The sequence below is a fragment of the Burkholderia pulmonis genome (assembly GCF_984667975.1).
Genome location: NZ_OZ480188.1, coordinates 642,076 through 659,064, shown reverse-complemented (window position 1 = coordinate 659,064; position 16,989 = coordinate 642,076). Strand labels below are relative to the sequence as shown.

Annotated in this window: 17 protein-coding genes and 1 pseudogene; 9 read left to right on the top strand and 9 right to left on the bottom strand. The window is 60.2% G+C overall.

The genetic code is table 11. From position 1 onward, the window contains the following. Positions 1-109 precede the first annotated feature (109 nt). From AC5LXK_RS34525 to AC5LXK_RS34495, 7 genes are all read left to right on the top strand, one after another. Positions 110-1,795 carry a long-chain fatty acid--CoA ligase gene (locus AC5LXK_RS34525; protein WP_493394125.1) on the top strand — a complete coding sequence of 562 codons (1,686 nt, stop codon included), beginning with the start codon at positions 110-112 and terminating at the stop codon, positions 1,793-1,795. Between the two features lie 171 nt (positions 1,796-1,966). Continuing rightward, positions 1,967-2,743 (top strand): hypothetical protein, encoded by a 777-nt coding sequence (locus AC5LXK_RS34520; RefSeq protein WP_493394124.1) that lies wholly within the window; start codon positions 1,967-1,969, stop codon positions 2,741-2,743. 72 nt (positions 2,744-2,815) lie between these two features. Continuing rightward, a complete protein-coding gene (locus AC5LXK_RS34515) occupies positions 2,816-4,702 on the top strand; it encodes an FAD-dependent oxidoreductase (RefSeq protein ID WP_493394123.1) in 1,887 nt (628 codons plus the stop codon). Positions 4,703-4,782: 80 nt separating this feature from the next. Then, complete coding sequence (locus AC5LXK_RS34510) at positions 4,783-5,094, top strand: high-potential iron-sulfur protein (RefSeq protein ID WP_493394122.1); 312 nt, start codon at positions 4,783-4,785, stop codon at positions 5,092-5,094. Between the two features lie 194 nt (positions 5,095-5,288). Continuing rightward, a complete protein-coding gene (locus AC5LXK_RS34505; RefSeq protein WP_493387071.1) occupies positions 5,289-6,263 on the top strand; it encodes an NAD(P)H-dependent flavin oxidoreductase in 975 nt (324 codons plus the stop codon). Positions 6,264-6,335: 72 nt separating this feature from the next. Continuing rightward, entirely contained in the window at positions 6,336-6,467 is a 132-nt protein-coding gene (locus tag AC5LXK_RS34500) for a hypothetical protein (RefSeq protein ID WP_493394121.1), read from the top strand. Between the two features lie 410 nt (positions 6,468-6,877). Next, positions 6,878-9,811: a Tn3 family transposase gene (locus tag AC5LXK_RS34495; RefSeq protein ID WP_493394120.1), complete on the top strand. Its 2,934-nt coding sequence runs from the start codon at positions 6,878-6,880 to the stop codon at positions 9,809-9,811. Positions 9,812-10,247: 436 nt separating this feature from the next. Here AC5LXK_RS34495 and chrA read toward each other — a convergent pair whose 3' ends face one another. The 7 genes and pseudogenes from chrA to AC5LXK_RS34460 all read right to left on the bottom strand — a co-directional run bounded on the left by chrA (position 10,248) and on the right by AC5LXK_RS34460 (position 14,627). After that, positions 10,248-11,483, bottom strand: coding sequence for a chromate efflux transporter (gene chrA / locus AC5LXK_RS34490; RefSeq protein ID WP_493394119.1), 1,236 nt, complete (start codon positions 11,481-11,483; stop codon positions 10,248-10,250). Beyond that, on the bottom strand, positions 11,411-11,827 hold the full coding sequence (locus AC5LXK_RS34485; protein WP_493394118.1) for a PadR family transcriptional regulator: 417 nt from the start codon (positions 11,825-11,827) through the stop codon (positions 11,411-11,413). The genes chrA and AC5LXK_RS34485 overlap by 73 nt, the downstream gene beginning before the upstream one ends. 99 nt (positions 11,828-11,926) lie before the next feature. Beyond that, positions 11,927-12,156: pseudogene (locus AC5LXK_RS34480) on the bottom strand (ArsC/Spx/MgsR family protein); the annotation flags it as partial. Positions 12,157-12,176: 20 nt separating this feature from the next. Then, complete coding sequence (gene arsB, locus AC5LXK_RS34475; protein ID WP_493394117.1) at positions 12,177-13,247, bottom strand: ACR3 family arsenite efflux transporter; 1,071 nt, start codon at positions 13,245-13,247, stop codon at positions 12,177-12,179. Between the two features lie 64 nt (positions 13,248-13,311). Continuing rightward, positions 13,312-13,806 (bottom strand): arsenate reductase ArsC, encoded by a 495-nt coding sequence (locus AC5LXK_RS34470; protein WP_493394116.1) that lies wholly within the window; start codon positions 13,804-13,806, stop codon positions 13,312-13,314. 3 nt (positions 13,807-13,809) lie between these two features. Then, on the bottom strand, positions 13,810-14,289 hold the full coding sequence (locus AC5LXK_RS34465; protein WP_493394115.1) for an ArsI/CadI family heavy metal resistance metalloenzyme: 480 nt from the start codon (positions 14,287-14,289) through the stop codon (positions 13,810-13,812). Then, on the bottom strand, positions 14,286-14,627 hold the full coding sequence (locus AC5LXK_RS34460; protein ID WP_493394114.1) for an ArsR/SmtB family transcription factor: 342 nt from the start codon (positions 14,625-14,627) through the stop codon (positions 14,286-14,288). The genes AC5LXK_RS34465 and AC5LXK_RS34460 overlap by 4 nt, the downstream gene beginning before the upstream one ends. 227 nt (positions 14,628-14,854) lie before the next feature. Here AC5LXK_RS34460 and AC5LXK_RS34455 point away from each other — a divergent pair, with 227 nt between their 5' ends. Together AC5LXK_RS34455 and AC5LXK_RS34450 are read left to right on the top strand one after the other, a co-directional pair. Next, the gene (locus AC5LXK_RS34455) at positions 14,855-15,433 is read left to right on the top strand and encodes a nucleotidyltransferase family protein (RefSeq protein WP_493394113.1); all 579 of its coding nucleotides are present in this window, start codon (positions 14,855-14,857) and stop codon (positions 15,431-15,433) included. 172 nt (positions 15,434-15,605) lie between these two features. Next, positions 15,606-15,980: a hypothetical protein gene (locus AC5LXK_RS34450; protein ID WP_493394112.1), complete on the top strand. Its 375-nt coding sequence runs from the start codon at positions 15,606-15,608 to the stop codon at positions 15,978-15,980. Here the strand turns inward: AC5LXK_RS34450 and AC5LXK_RS34445 are convergent. After that, positions 15,971-16,270, bottom strand: a complete 300-nt coding sequence (locus AC5LXK_RS34445; protein WP_493394111.1) for a hydrogenase maturation factor — start codon at positions 16,268-16,270, stop codon at positions 15,971-15,973. The two genes, AC5LXK_RS34450 and AC5LXK_RS34445, sit on opposite strands and share 10 nt — an antisense overlap. A gap of 87 nt (positions 16,271-16,357) precedes the next feature. Beyond that, positions 16,358-16,759, bottom strand: a complete 402-nt coding sequence (locus tag AC5LXK_RS34440; protein WP_493394110.1) for an NUDIX hydrolase — start codon at positions 16,757-16,759, stop codon at positions 16,358-16,360. Between the last annotated feature and the right edge of the window lie 230 nt (positions 16,760-16,989).

Below are 16,989 nucleotides of genomic sequence, written 5' to 3'. Positions count from 1 at the left end.
CAGCATTGGACTTTCACCTGGCCAAGCGAATGCGTGCATGCAGGGTCGGGACGACGGGTCCCGTCAATGCCATTTATCACCCGCAGTTTTGACGAAGCGTTGCCGAACCATGTCTGCCATCCGATCGCCATTCTGGCCCGCGCACCTGGCCACGCATCAGCTGCCACCCGCGACCAACCTGTTTCGTCACGTGGAGGCCGCGGCGGCGCGTCATCCCGACAAGCCGTTCATCCTGTTCTACGACACGCCCGTCTCGTTCGCGCGCTTCCAGGACGAAGCCGAGCACGTGGCGGGCTTCCTGCAGCAACGGTGCGGGGTGAGGGCGGGTGACCGCGTACTCCTGTACATGCAGAACAGCCCGCAATGGATGATCGCGTACTACGGCATCCTGCGTGCGAACGCGGTGGTCGTTCCGGTCAATCCGATGAACATGGCCGACGAGCTGGCGCATTACATCGAGGACAGCGGCGCGAGCACGGCGTTCGTCGCGCAGGACCTGTATTCGCGCATCGCGCCGCTCGTGGGCGGCACGCGTGGCCTCGCGAACGTCGTCGTGGCGACGTATGGCGACTACGTGGCACAACCTTCAGCCGTCGCGTTGCCCGATTTCGTGGCCGCGCCGCGTCACGTCGACGGGCCCGGCGTGGTCCACTGGCGCGATGCGCTCGCTGCGGCGCTGGCGCCGGGAGAACTGACGGCGGGCCCTGACGACATCTGCCTGATGCCCTACACGTCCGGCACGACAGGCAAACCGAAAGGATGCATGCATACGCATCGAAGCGTCATGTGCACGGCCGCCGGCTTCGTCGACTGGTTCGACGATCCCAAAGACGCGATCCATCTGGCGGTGCTGCCGCTGTTTCATGTCACCGGCATGCAAGGGGGGCTGAACGGTCCGCTGTACCGTGGGTCGACCGTCGTCGTGCTGCCGCGTTGGGACCGCGATGCCGCGGGCCGCGCGATCGGTCGCAACCGCGTATCCGTGTGGCAGTCGATCTCGACGATGATGGTGGATTTTCTGTCGAACCCGAACCTGCACGAATACGACCTGTCGAGCCTGCGCTCGTTGCGCGGTGGCGGCGCGGCGATGCCGGACGCTATCGCCCGGAAGCTCAAGTACGCGGTCGGGCTCGATTACATCGAAGGCTACGGGATGTCGGAAACGATCGCCGCGACACACATCAATCCGCCGGCACACCCCAAGCCGCAGTGCCTCGGCATTCCCGTATTTGACGTCGATGCCCGGATCGTCGATCCAGTCACGTTCCAGCCGGTGCCACAAGGGGAGGTAGGCGAGATCGTCATGCATGCGCCGCAACTGATGCAAGGGTACTGGCGCAATCCGGATGCCACGCGAGACGCGTTCGTCGAGATCGACGGCAAGCGCTTCCTGCGCACCGGCGATCTCGCCCGTACCGACGCGGACGGCTACTTCTTCATGGCCGACCGGCTGAAACGGATGATCAACGCGTCGGGCTACAAGGTGTGGCCGGCCGAAGTCGAGACGATGATGTATCGCCATCCGGCGATCAGGGAGGTGTGCGTGATCGGCGCGCGTAGCGTACATCGAGGCGAGACCGTCAAGGCATGCGTCGTGCTGGACCCGACGTATCCCGACGGTGTGACTCCCGACGACGTGATTGCATGGGCGCGCGAGCATATGGCGTCCTACAAAGTTCCACGCATCGTCGAATTCGTCGAGTCGCTGCCGAAATCCGGATCCGGAAAGATCATGTGGCGGGAACTGCAGGAAAGGGAAGAGGCGGCGGCCGCTCAGAGAAACGCAATGGTTTGATTGTCGCGCGATGCGTCAAGCGTCGATTTGGATGAAGCGGACATGAGGGAATTCTCTCGTGCGTCGTGTCGACTTTATGTTTGTCATTTCGACCTATCATTGTTGTAATGAACTAGAGATCGGGCAGCCCGGTTTGAGACGTCGTCCGATCGGGGCGGTCACTGTTATCGAATGGTTCCCGACGCGGGAGCCGCACATGGTGTACGGAGAAAGAGAATGAGGAACGATTCACACAAGGTCATGCGTTTCACGGCATGGAGTGCGATCATCGGCGGCCTGCTGGCCTACGCGAACGTCGGGCTGGTGTCGACGGTGGCCGGTACGGATGCCGGGATGTTGCTGCACGGTGCGACGATGCTGAGCTTGCCGTCCGGCACGCGTGATCTGTTTCGCTTGTCGATGCTGGCCGACGTGTTCGGCTTCTATCTCGCGGTGCTCGTGATCGGCGGGTACTTTCTGCATACCTTCAAGGATGAACTCGGCGCGCTGGGTTACATGATCGCGTTCGGGATCGGGGCGTACGCGGTACTCGGTATCACGGGCGCCGCACTCCAGTTGTCGGTGCTCAACCCGCTGGCGCAAATGTATGCGGGCGGAGACGACACTGCGCGGGCCGCCGCGGCGGCAGCATGGACGACGGTCGCCAACGGCACGCAAAGCGGGTTGTGGTGGTCCGAAGGCCCGCTGGTTTTCTTCTGGGCGCCGATCGTCGCCAACCAGCTGAAAGAGGCCGGATGGCACGGGTCGTTCCTGCTCAAGATAACCGCATGGTTTTTCGCGATCATTTTCGTGTCCGGATTCTTTCCGGAGTTCGAAGCCGTGACGGGGGCGAGCGAGATCGTCGTCGTCCTCCTGCTGCCGTTGTGGATGGTGTGGTTCGGCTTGCAGTTGCTTCGTCGCGCACGAAAAGCACCGGCACGCGTGCAAGGTGCTGGCGCGATCGCCTGATGCGACTCGCGCGCGTATTCGCGATCGGCGCGCAGGGCTGGAATGCCGCAACCCATTCAAATGGAGACATCCATGACGCTTGCACACCATTCAACAGCAGCCTCCGAAGCTTCCTTCCCGGATACCAGGCCCCCGGGGTTGCTCCTTCAGTGCGAGGACTTCGAGAACCATGGCGGTTGGGTTCTCGATTCACAGTTCGAAACCCGCATGGGCGCCCCATACCTGCTCGCGCATGGTCTGGGCCGACCCGTGGCAGATGCCACCACGTCCATCAGCGTACAGGCGGCGGGTGAACGTACCGTCTGGGTGCGTGCGAAGGACTGGGTTCCATCCCATCATCCGGGCCGTTTCCAGATTTCGATCAATGGCGAGCGGCTCGAGACGGTACTCGGCGAGAACGGTCGTGACTGGTCATGGCAGGCGGCAGGCCGGGTCTTCCTGCAGCAGGGAGAGAACCGGATAGCCCTGCACGATTTGACGGGTTTTGACGGCCGATGTGATGCGATCTACTTTGCCGATGACGACACGGTTCCGCCTGACGAGGTAGGCCCGGAATTCAAAGCGTGGCGCAAGGCCCTGCGGGGGATTCCCGCGGAGCCGCTGGATGGGGGCTTTTACGACGTTGTCGTGGTCGGCGGCGGCATCTCCGGGTGCGCCGCCGGCTTGACCGCAGCGCGGTTAGGTTTGCGCGTCGCGCTCATCCACGATCGGCCGGTCTTGGGGGGGAACGCCAGCAGGGAGATCGGGCTGATGCCGCGTGGCGCCCAGGGAGCTCTGCTCAAGGAACTATCCGAACGCAGCGCTGACGGCGATCTGGCTGCGATTCGACTGCTGGAGGCGGAAGCAACGGCTACCGTTTACCTCGAGCACCGGGTCGTAGCCGTCGCGCGCGAAGGTTCCCGCATCGTGTCCGTCGACACGGTGAGCGCACGTGGCGGGTACGAGCGCCGCATTCGTGCGGGGATGTTCATTGATGCGTCCGGCGTTGCCATTCTCGGCATGCTTGCGGGGGGGGCGACGCTGTTTGGTCGAGAAGCAAGGTCGGAATATGACGAGCCGTATGCGCCGGAGGTTGCCGATGAGATGCACCATGGCAACACCCTCTTTTTCCGGACGCGGATGGCCGACCATCCCGTGCCGTTTCCGGACGTTCCGTGGGCAACGGAAGTGGCAAAGGACTATGCGAACCTGAGCGGCCAACTCTCAGCGGTCGGTCACGAAAACGGGCCGGGTCCGTCGGCAGGACCGAATCCGGCGACACCGGAATTCAGGTTTGGCAGCAAGGCCGACGTATTTCCCGCCACGCATTTCTGGGAGTACGGCCAGTGGCTGGATCCGTACACTTCCGGCGAGCAGGTTCGCGACTATCTGATGCGCGCGCTGTACGGCACGTTTGCCAACGTCAAACGGCTGGACGCAGAAAAATACGCGAACCTCGAATTTGAATGGATGGCCCATGTCGCGGCCCAGGGCGAATTCCGTCGATACCGGGGCGACTATGTGCTGACCGAAAACGACATTCGGAACCATACGCATTTCGACGATGCCCTGATTGCCAACGACGGCGCGTTCTGCATCCACTGCGCATGGGGCCCGGGCGAAGGAAAATACGACTTCCGCCTCAAGGACTGGATTTTCGATCAGCGTGACAAGCAGTCCTACAGTGTGCCATTCCGGTGCCTTTACTCTGCCGATATCGAAAACCTGCTGATGGCGGGCAAGCATATCAGCGTGACTCATGTGGCTGCTTCGGCAATCAAGCTGATGGGGAACGGGGCGCAACACGGGATCGCAGTGGCGGCGGCTGCGCATCTTTGCACGAAGCATGGTACGTCGCCACGTGGTCTTTACTCCGCTCATCTCGACGAGTTGAAGATGCTCGTGTACAGCCTGACCCGATGCGACCACGACATGGAAAGTTATCCGCCTCGAAGGCTTTTTGTGTCTGTCCCGGGTTAATACAGATTTGGAATCGTCTGGATTTTACGGATATATCGGTGTCAGGATGACACGCCATTTCACAACAAAGGAGTTTTTGCATGATCAAGTCCCGCCGCAATTTTGTGATCACGTCCGCAGGTATTGCTTCGGGATTGGCACTGTCACGCGTTGCGTTTGCAGATGCAGCCAAGGTGTCGGAAACCGATGCGACGGCGGTCGCACTCGGCTACTTGACCGACGCGACCCGGCTGAACAAAGCGAAGTATTCGAAGTACGTGGCGGGCGAGGACTGTCGAAATTGCACGCTATACCAGGGGAAACCGAATGATCCGTTTGCGCCATGCCCAATTTTCGGCGGCAGGCAAGTTGCGGCCAAGGGTTGGAGTAGTGCGTACAGCAAAAAAGCATGATTTCTCAAAGGCAGCATGCTCACGGAAGCCATGTGAATGCTGCATATCGTTGCGCGCTCTGCACACATAGCGGAGCAACCCGGGTATGCCGAGGCGCGCGCGGGCGATGGGAATGCCGTCGGCGGAATACGGTGGCTGATCCGTATTCGAAGCATCGCCTCGAGCAAACAGTGTAAACACGATCTAAGCGAACTATGAAGACGCAAATCACCGAACTCCTCGGCATCGAACACCCCATCGTTCAGGGCGGCATGCATTTTGTCGGCTTGGCCGAACTGGCCGCTGCGGTTTCTAATGCGGGAGGGCTTGGCATCCTCACAGCGCTGACGCAGCCCACGGCGCAGGCGCTCGCTGATGAGATCCGTCGCTGCCGAGATCTGACTGAGAAGCCATTCGGCGTGAACCTTACCTTTCTTCCAGTGCGTACGCCGCCGGACTACGCCGGATATGTGAAAGCGATCATAGATGGCGGCGTCAAGGTCGTGGAGACAGCGGGGAACAATCCTCAGAAATGGTTACCGGAGTTGCACAAGGCCGGCGTCAAGGTCATTCATAAATGCACCTCGGTGCGCCACGCGCTCAAGGCCGAGGCACTTGGCTGCGATGCGGTCAGCGTGGATGGTTTCGAATGTGGCGGTCATCCCGGCGAAGACGACGTGCCCAATTTCATCTTGCTGCCGCGTGCAGCCGACGAACTGCGCATTCCGTTTTTGGCATCCGGAGGCATGGCGGATGGTCGCTCGCTGGTCGCCGCCCTGGCGCTCGGCGCCGCCGGCATCAATATGGGTACGCGCTTCGTGGCAACCCGGGAAGCGCCCGTGCATTCGCGCGTGAAGGAAGCGATCGTCCAAGCCAGTGAATTGGACACGCGTCTGGTCATGCGGCCGCTGCGAAATACCGAGCGTGTGCTCCGCAATGCGGGCGTCGATCGACTGCTGGAAAAAGAGCGGCAACTGGGCGCCGAGATCCGCTTCGAGGACATTGTGGATGAAGTAGCGGGCGTGTATCCACGTGTCATGCGAGACGGCGACATCGATGCTGGTGCGTGGTCCTGCGGCATGGTCGCAGGTCTCATCCGGGACGTTCCAAGCGTTGCCGAACTAATCCGTCGGGTGATGAGCGAGGCCGAGCAGATTGTCAGGCAGCGCTTGTCAAAGATGATCGATTGAGCGCACGCGGCTAGGCAGCTACCGGAGAGAATATGCATCGGTCAAATTCGCCGATTCCACGTGCGAACAAGCATGCTCGGCGTCATGTATGCGATTCATCTGATCGGCACAGCTGTTGAAGTGTGGCGGCCGCCGGTGTCGCTGTCGGGGCAGCAGGATTTCTTGGACCGATGCGATGACCTCGAGCAACCCATCGAACTGTGAGTGCGCTTTACGCATGACTTTCTTGCGGGCGGCTTGAACCCCCAAGAAATCGATACAGTAGGGGGCTAAGAACGGGAGGGTAGCGACGTTGCTGCCGGGACAGCTGACTGTACCTTCGCCGACGAGCAAAGAAGATTGCCTGCATCACCTATACTGAGGTTGCTGTCGGCGAGATATGGGGCGACGTCGGGAACGATCCACTCTTCCACGTTTCGACCATTCACAGCTTTCTCTGGATCGCCCTCAAGGGGGTAATCGTCCTTTTCGTGCAAAATCTGGCGGTTTCGCCTGAAAGCTTTGTGTAGCGAGGTTTCACGGCAGATTCCGACTATCGTCGACAGTTCCGACCGTGATCTGCGGTAAGCTACCTGCCCGCAATTTCCCATTGCGACCGTGACAGGAGGCACCTGATGCCGGGCCTGGAATTTCGGTATGTGGGGCAAGATCGCTTGCCGGCGCGACTGTCGGAGTTCGACCTCGAACGCTACTTCGCGCTGAACGACAGCGACCTGGCCGCGATCAACGAGCGTTTCCGGCGCGATCGCCGCGCAGGCGTCGCCATCCAACTCGTTTTTCTGCGGGCCAGCGGCCATACGCTGGATCATGTCGGGACCCTGCCACGGCACCTGTTGCGATATGTCGGTGAGCGCCTCGGCGTGCCAACGCCGTCGATCGCGTCGCTGCGCACGCTGTACCAGCGCTATAAAACGCAATACGAGCACCAGGTGTGGGCGTGCAAATACCTTGGCCTCACGTCGATGGGTGTCGACCACTGGGCCGGACTCGGAGCGTGGATGCGGCAGGATGCCGCTGAATCACTCACCCTCGACGAGCTGGTGCAGCACGCGCGTCACTGGCTGTACGAGCGACGGCTTTTGATTCCTGCCGAGCGAACGTTACGAGACTTGGGGCGAGCAATCTGGTCGGAAACAGAACGCGGCCTGCTCGCGAGGATCCAGGCGACCGTCAGCGAGGCCCAACTGGTGCAAGCCGATTCGGTCTTGTCTACGCAACATGGTACGTCAGGGATGACCGTGCTCGAGTGGCTAAAGACGCCACCTGCGCGACACAGCCCGTCCACCATTACTGAGACCCTAGCGAAGGTCCGCTTCCTTAAGTCGCTCGGCGCACACACGTGGAACCTGAACGCGGTACCGATCGAAAAACAGCGCGCCTATGCGCTGCGAATTCAGGCTCGGCGGCCTGCCAAGGTTCGTGAACTCAAGGCGTCGACGCGCACGATCGAGCTGATTTTCTTCATGCACGTTTCGTTGTTGGAGCTGACCGACGCGCTGTTGTACCAAACGGGACGCCGTGTCTCCGATCTCGTCCGGCACGCCTACGATCGGACGACGGTCAAACAGGCGCGGTCCGCTGTCGAGTACCGGCAGCAACTGATCACGATCAAGGCGCTCGCCGACGATACGAGCCGTTCCGCAGAGGAACGGCTCACCAAGATCGGCAAACTGCTCGAAGATCTGTCGGACAAGCCGCCGACGAGTCACGCTGCCAGCGTCCGCGAAACGCTGACCGATGATCATCATCGCATCCGAAACCTGCTGGTACCGTTACGCGAACTGGATCTGTCCGGCCGGGACGCTGAGCCGAGCCTACGGCAGCTCGCAGTCCTTGGTATGCTGCATGACCGTGGCGCGACCGAACTGCCCGCCGACTGCGAGGTGCCGGTGAGCGCAAGCTGGCGCGACCTTGTCGAGGGTGAGGATCGCGTACGCGCGATGCGGGCGCTTCAAGCGTCGGCGATCATGGGGTTACGGAAGGGTTTGCGACGCGGATCGGTTTGGATCGGCCATAGTCTTTCATTCCGCGCTCGTGATCAACTGCTGATTCCGCCGGCGCAGTGGGATCGCGAGCGCGACCGGCATCTCTCGTCGCTTGGCCTCCCCCACAAGGCTGAGCCGTTCCTGGCGGGCGTGTCAAGCCTCCTGAAGGCAGGGCTCGCGGCACTCGAGGAGGCACGTCAGGCTGGGCGTGTCGCGGTCGGGACCGACGGTGCATTGCATCTGTCGGCGCTCGAGGCGACGCCTACCGACGGCATCCCGAGGCGCACGCGCGACTTGATGTTCAAAGAAATCGGCACCACGCAGCTGGCCGATCTGCTCATCGAGATGGATGTCCATACTGGCTTCAGCGAAACGCTGCTCGCCCGACGCGCGCGCAATGCGAACGAACTGGTCTCTTTGTACGCGGCGCTGATTGCACACGGCACAGATCTCGATGCGAAGAGCGTCGTGGCGATGGTCCCGCAACTCGACTTGGCGCCGATTGCGACGGCGATGCGGGCACTCGAAATGCCTAGCCGCCTGTTGCGTGCGAACGAGCGTGTGGTCGAGTTCCAGCGCACACATCCTATTACCGAACTGTGGGGCACCGGGCGACACGCATCCAGCGATTCCATGAGTCTGGACACGTCGCCGCATCTCTTTTACGCCCGGGTCGATCCGCGGCGCCGAACCCACGCGGTCGGTATCTATACGCACGTGCTGGATCAGCATGGCATCGTCTATAACCAGCCGATCGTGCTGAATGAACGGCAGGCGGGCGTAGCCATCGAAGGCGTATTGCGGCATAACGAAAACCGCGACGACGGTGGACTGCTTCGGCTCTCGGTCGATACCCACGGGTACACGAGCGTCGGGATGGCCGTGTCGAAGTTGCTCGGCTTCGACCTATGTCCAGGCCTACGCAATCTGGCTGAACGCAAGTTGTACCTGCCGCGCCGCTTTGCCACCTCTGAAGGTCTGGTGCCAGCCGTGGCCCACGACGTTTCGCTCAAGTCGATTCGCGACGGCTGGGATGAACTGCTTCGGCTCGTTGCCTCGATCCAATCGGGCCGTGTTAGCGCGGTGGTCGCGCTGCAGCGGTTCGGCAGTGCCGCACAGGGCGACCCGGTGCATCGGGCCGCCGATCAACTCGGCAAGTTGCTGCGCACGCTTTTCCTGTGCGATTACTTCAGCAACACGGCGTTCCGCAGGGAACTGCATACGCTGTTGAATCGGGGGGAGTCGGTACATCAGCTTCAGCGTGCGATCTACACGGGCCGGGTAGCCCCCGAGCGTGGCCGGCGTCGCGATGAAATGGTCGCCATCTCTGGTTCGTTGACGCTTTTGACGAACCTCGTTATCGCCTGGAATACCCAGCGCATGCAAGCGACGGTTGACGACTGGCGCCACAAGGGCCGGCAAGTCGACGACGAGTGGTTACGCCGGATGGGACCTGCACATTTTGCGCACGTGAACTTCAGGGGCACGTTGAGCTTTCCGATCGACCGATATGGCGATGTCCTGTTGGAGGCTCCGCCTTGGCAACGCGAGACAGCGTCCTGAGACGCTTCTGAAACAAACTGACCGCATTGATCTTCAAGGGATGGCTTTGCCTGGCGCCGCTCGGCCTCGCAATTTCGGAGCTTGCGGTGCGGCAGAACGAGGTTGCACTTCGCTCTGCGTGGAATGGCACAAGGAACCGGTGACACCTGCCGGCAGTGATGGAAAATCGGCACGGAATCGCTCGTGGAGGACATCTGCATCTTGTGAAGCCGACAGAATGGACACCGCGCATAGTCGACCTTGGGGACGCGGGGACCGAACTCGTGCAGGTGCGAGGCGGCATCGATATACCGCTCTTCAGCGGGATGCAGAGCATGTTGGAGCGAGATCTTATGCATCTTCACGATTGGCCGGTCGTGCCAGCGTGCCAGAGCGAACTCGGTGACACACTCAGCCCATTCGGGACTCGAGTCGGCTCAACACGCAAGAGCGTATCTCAGCGAAGCAGCGATTCGGCAACACCGGCCAATGCGCAGAGCACTACTACCGGAAGTGGCGGGAGTTTCCAGCGGGTCAACAGGAAGAACCCGATGACGGCGATGCCAAAGTCGAGCTCGGAGTGAACCGCGCTCGTCCATACCGGCGAGTACAACGCCATCGCCAGCAAGCCGACAACTGCAGCGTTCACGCCAGCCAGGACGGCCGTCATCGAGGGGCGGGCACGCAGCGCTTGCCAATACGGCATCGCAGCGAGCACCAGCAGCAATCCGGGCAGGAAGATGCCCGCCGTGGCCAGTGTTGCGCCGACCCAGTGATTCGGGGCGTCGTGCATCATCCAGCCGAGATAGGCCGCGAACGTGGAAAGCGGCCCCGGAATCGCCTGTGCGGCGCCATAACCTGCAAGAAAATCATTCGGCGTGACCCATCCGGTCGCGACGGTTTGCTGTTGCAACAGCGGCAACATCACGTGTCCGCCACCGAAAACGAGCGCGCCGGACCGATAGAACGCATCGAATACCTTGACTGTCTGATTGTCATGAAGGCCGGTGAACGCCGGAAGCCCGAACAGCAGCACGCAGAATAGAATCAACGCGACAGCGCCCGTCATGCGAGACACGCGGAATTCGTGACTGGGTTGCAGCGCGCGATTAGCGTCCGGTGCCGCATTCGATCGACATAGCGCTAGCCCGAGGACTGCACCCAAACCGATCACAATGAGCTGGGAATAGACGGTCGTCAGTATGCCAAGCACGGCAATCGCAATGAGTGCGATTGCCGCACGTCGATGGTCAGGGCACAAACGTCGCGCCATATCCCACACGGCCTGCGCAACGACAGCGACGGCGACGAGCTTCAATCCATGGATCACACCTTCGCCGATCGGGCCGCCGAGGCTCGGCGCAACGATTGCAAAGGCGAGCATCAGCAACACGGACGGCAGCGTGAATCCGCACCACGCTGCCAGTGCGCCTGGTCCTCCTGCCCGCAGGAGGCCGATCGAAAATCCTACCTGGCTGCTTGCCGGTCCCGGAAGGAACTGGCATAGCCCAACCAGATCGGTAAATGTTTCGTCGTCGAGCCAGCCACGGCGCTCCACGAATTCACGGCGAAAGTATCCGATGTGGGCGATGGGCCCGCCGAACGACGTCATCCCGAGCTTCAGGAATGCCAATAGAACCTCGAACGCGGAACCGGTGCGGTTCGGGCGTGACGTCGACATACTTGCTTCCATAAAGCCTTCAATCTCGCGAGGAGTAAGCGTGGTGTCAGAAACGGCGCACGCCAGTCTTCTTCGAAGAGTTCACCGAAGAGTTCGCGCACTTTGTGTTTGGCCGAGGCGAGGGCTCGTCGTCCGGCCGCAGTCGCTCGATAGACTCGCCTGCCGCTACGCCCCGACCGTTCGAGTGTCGACTTCAGATATCCCTTCTTCTCCAGACCGTGCAGGATCGGGTAAAGCGTGCCCGCACTCATCTTGTCCAGTTCTTCGATCATGGCAAGCCCATAGACGGGCTCTTCGGCTGCATGATGAAGCACGTGCAGTCGGATGAGTCCTGCGTAGAGGTCTCGATCATCCATGAATGGATCGTTGTAGCGTCGTGACTATATCGAAATTCGATTGTGAAACGACCATACGTGGCCACGAAGTAACGCGTCAACGGCATCGGCAGCTCCGGCGTTCCATTTCGCGTTGTCGAGATCCAGTTCATCGTAAGGCGTTCCTTTGCGGCGCAGAACATCGCGCACGAGACACTTCATCGCCGCAATCAGGCCGACCAGTTCCTCCCGGCTCGGCGGCGTTTCCAGATAGTGCACGACGCGCGGCTCGACTCCCGAGTTACGGATCATGCCAGCGTGTTGCGCGACGTCCCGCAATTCGGGTTGTGATAGATCGTGATATCGGTCATGGCGAGATTCCTGTCATTGCTCAAGCGCATTCGTACCAGTCTTTCGATTGATTCACGATGCGTACCACCAGCAACATGACCGGCACTTCGATCAACACGCCCACGACCGTTGCCAACGCTGCGCCGGAATGGAACCCGAAGAGGCTGATTGCGGCCGCGACTGCCAGCTCGAAGAAATTCGATGCCCCGATCAGTGCCGAGGGGCAAGCGATATTGTGTTTCTCACCCACCACTCGGTTGAGCCAGTACGCGAGCGCCGAATTGAAGAAGACCTGAATGAGGATCGGCACCGCGAGCAGCGCGATCACCAGAGGTTGCTTGAGAATCGCTTCGCCCTGGAAGGCGAACAGCAGCACGAGCGTCGCCAGCAGAGCGGTGATCGACCACGGACCGATCTTCGCCATTGCAGCGTCGAATGCAGCCTGACCGTTGGCAAGCAGCCGCTTACGCAAGATCTGCGCGATGATCACCGGGATGACGATGTACAGCACGACCGACGTGAGCAATGTCGCCCACGGCACCGTGATCGCGGACATGCCGAGCAGCAGGCCAACCAGCGGCGCGAAGGCAATCACCATGATGCTGTCGTTCAGCGCCACCTGCGACAGCGTGAACAGCGGATCGCCGCCTGTCAGGCGACTCCATACAAACACCATCGCCGTGCACGGCGCCGCAGCCAGCAGGATCAGGCCGGCGATGTAACTGTCGAGCTGGTCTGCCGGAAGCATTGGCGCGAACAGGTGGCGGATGAACAGCCAGCCGAGGAATGCCATCGAGAACGGCTTGACGAGCCAGTTCACGACGAGCGTGACACCGATGCCTTTAACGTGTTGACGTACTTCATGCAACGCGCCGAAGTCGACCTTGACGAGCATCGGGATGATCATCACCCAGATCAACAACCCGACCGGAAGATTCACCTGAGCGTATTCCATTCGACCGATCTGCTGGAACAGGCCGGGCAGCGTCTGGCCGAGCGCGATGCCGGCGACGATACAGAGTGCGACCCAGACGGTAAGGTAGCGCTCGAAGAAATTGATGGGAGGCTTTGCAACAGCCTTTCTCGGCGGGGCGACGTTGGACGTATTCATTGGACAGGGTTCAGCATTGAGTTCGTTGGCGGCCGCTCGTTTTGACAAGCCACCATGCGAATGATCAGTTCTGCGCGATATCGATCAACGCCGTTTGTAGTTCGGCATTGCTCATGCGATCGAGGGGCAGTGCCAGCAACTGCAGCATGCGATAGCCGATCGCCTGGCGCGTCAGCTCGAACGCGAGGCGTTTGCCCTCGTCACTGCCGGTCGCGTTCGACGGATCGGCGTAGCCCCAATGGACTTTGACGGGGCTGCCGGGCCAGTACGGGCACGTCTCAGACGCTGCGCTATCGCACACCGTGATGACGACACGCATTTCAGGCGCACCGTTGCCAACGAACTTGTCCCAGCTCTTGCTGTGGTATCCGTCGACGTCGACACCGGCCTTCGTCAGTGCTTCCAGTGCGAACGGATTGAGGCGACCGCTCGGCGCACTACCAGCGCTGTAGGCGCGCACGTCCTTGCCCAGCTTCGTGGCCAAGTGATTGAGCATCCCTTCCGACAGCACGCTACGTGCTGAGTTATGGGTGCAGAGGATCAGTACGTTCGTGGTCATGTCTCAGCAGCAGGTAGATTTCACCGGCACACCGACCGGCTTGCCGCGCGCAGGGGAACAGTTGACTGAAGCGTTGGCGCTTGAATCTGCCGCCGGTACGTTGCGCGATTCACCGAACGTCGGGATGTCGCCGAGCGTTTGGTACGTTTCCCAGGCGATGCCTTGTGGATCGACCGTCCAGTATTTGTCGGAGCGCGCATAGCAGCAGGCCGCGCCGATTTGCTCGTCGACGGGCAGTGCAGCGTCGCTCAGACGCGCGTGCATTTCGGCGAGCTCGGCCTCGTTCTCGACCTGGACGCCGAGATGATCGAGCCCCGGCGCTGTGCCACGCTGCGAGATGGCGAAATTGACGCGAGGATCGTCGAGCATCCATTTCGCGTAATCGGCCTTCTCAACGGAGGGTTCGCTCGCGAAGAGCGCCGAATAAAACCGGATACTGGCCGTGAGATCTTGGACGGCCAAGTGGATGTGCATACGCTTCACGATTCGTTCTCCTGTGGAGACTTGCAAGTGCCGGCACCTACGGGTGTGCAAGGATTTCCGCCACAACAGTTCTCGGTCAGAAAACCCAACAGGTCGTTCATCGCCGGGTAATTGGCTGAATAGATCATGAAGCGACCTCGCTGCTCGACCGTGACGAGATTCGCGTAGGTGAGTTCTTTCATGTGAAAGGACAGCGACGAAGGCGCAATGCCCAAGTGCTCGGCAATCTGGCCGGCAGGCAACCCGTCGGGACCGGCTTGCACGAGAAGTCGGAAGACGGCCAAGCGGGATTCCTGGGCCAAGGCGCCGAGTGCGCGGACGACAGTATTCGTTTCCATATTTCCATGATAGTTGAAATATGGAAATTTGCAAACGCGCGATCAAGAGCTATTTGTCTGACTATTTGGCTTTGTGACGACGAATAGCGGCCCAACGAGAGTCGAACCTCAAGGATCGACGGTGTTGTGTGCAAGGGGCGACAATCTTTCGGGAAGGGAACTGGGAGGTTGACCGCCCATGTTCGCTATTCAATCCGACGTATCGTTAGTGACCACGGTATCCGACTATGCCAGCCGCCGATTTGGAAGCCCGTCTTGTAAGCATCGCACGTCAATCGACGTGGTTTTGGCCCGCACTCATTGCTGCCCGTAGCTTGAATCTACCTTCTTGGTGTATCGGAGCCGGGGCGATACGCAACCTCGTGTGGGATGCACTGCACGAATATCAGACGCCATCTGCACTGTCGGACATCGACGTTGCCCACTTTGACTCGACTGATTTCTCGGCCACGCGCGACACGATCCTTCAGCACCGTTTGACCGATATGCTCCCTGGTATGCAATGGGAGGTCACTAATCAAGCGGCCGTGCACGTCTGGTTCGAGCAGACCTTCGGCCATGCAGTCGCGCCGCTCGATTCCCTGGAAGACGCAGTCGCTTCATGGCCGGAATTCGCGACCTCAGTCGGCGTTGTGCTTCGCGACGATGATTCGGTCGACGTTATTGCGCCGCATGGGCTGGACGATCTTTTCTCAATGGTCGTTCGGCGAAACCCGCAGCGGGTCAGTGTTGATACGTATCGGAAGCGGATTGAAGCAAAACAATACGGAAAGCGGTGGCCTCAAGTAGTCGTAGTTCCGTGCTGATTGAGCGTTGATGCGGCCTGGAAGGTCGCGTCGGTCGACAGAATTTCCAAGCGGCTCGAAGGCGTCAACATGAAGACCGTCGATGGTAAGAACCGCCGCCCGCGGGCATCTTTCTGAGAGCGCTGTCTCAGGTTCCCCACAATGCAGCCGATAACCCATTTGGACCTGCCTCGTGCCAGAGGTGTCCGCTTCACTTCCCCGTCCTCACTTTTCCCCCGAGGGCGGGGCTTTTTTGCATGAAGGGCGCGTCGGTCAAAGCAACGTTGGCGATGCCATGATATTGATCGGCTATATTGGAAATGCCTCGGAGAAAATAACATCGGGCGGGGGATGTATGAAAAATGGAAGCTACGATAAGGCAGGGCCGGCATGGGGCGTAGCAGCCGGTCTAATTCTGGCCATCGTTGGATCGAGCATGGGCTTCTTTCCCAAGCTTCTCCATAGCACTGGTGTGCTGAATGAGTTCGTCGCGTCCGGCGTAACGATGATAGGGATTTTCCTCGTCGTCTACGCAATCCACGAACTACGCCGGAACCGTCATCGCTGAACGGACGAGCGGTCGCTGCAGGTGTCTACAAGAAGATCGTCAACGATTATCTCGCCCGCGGAGCGACCGGCTCGCAAGGCGTCGAGTCCATCGGCAAACAGCTTGCCGTGGTCGTCAGCCAGGCGAATCGGTGCCAGGAAGAACGAAGGCACATTCGTTGCGCGAATCTGGACAATGGCGACGAACCCAGGTGAGGCTTCGTCGATCGCCACATCAATTCCAGCTGCGTTGACTTTGTGTTCGCAGCGAACGTCGATCGTATATCCACGGTAGGTGTACGCGTTGGTCATGTTCGCCTCGCTGCGAGTGGGGCAACGTCCGAAAGTTTGCACGCGGAAGTATAGCCACGCGTCCCCGAAGTGCGAGATGAATCTTGCCTATGCGGACCACTCTCCGCTATAGGCCAACTCGATGATTTTCTTCGTAGGAATACTCGCCCGCAGTTTGGCGATGGCGTCGTGACGGAACAATTTGCATCGGGCAATCTCGTTACTCGCTTGCGGTTTCAGGTCGGCTCCGAGTTCACCAATAAATACGTGATGCAACTTTGAGAGGCCGCCAAAGTGCATCGCGTACGTAAGGTCCAGATCGACCAACCCCGTTTCTTCCCAAAGCTCGCGGTGCGCTGCTTCCAGGGGCGTTTCTCCAGCCTTGATTGTGCCGCCGGGCAACGCCCATCGTGACGCAGCTCGGGCGACGAGCAAGACTCGTGGACCTTGGAGGCACACAACCGTTGCGCGTTCTTTGACGGGTACATCAATAGTTTCTTGGCTGCTCATGAAGGCTGAGACTCGAGTACTTTTTGCAAGTTTAGTGCTGCCACGCCGGAAGTCGGTTGTGTGAGAGGCGAGAGGATAGATCGATACGACGGATCGCGGTAACCTGATCACCGTGAACGACAAAGTGACGCTGCATTGATCTGGTACGCAGTCGGGCATCAGATCGTCTTGGATTTGCGCTGGTCACCTGATACCGAGCAACGCTACGTGGAACAGCAACCTGGCTGTTG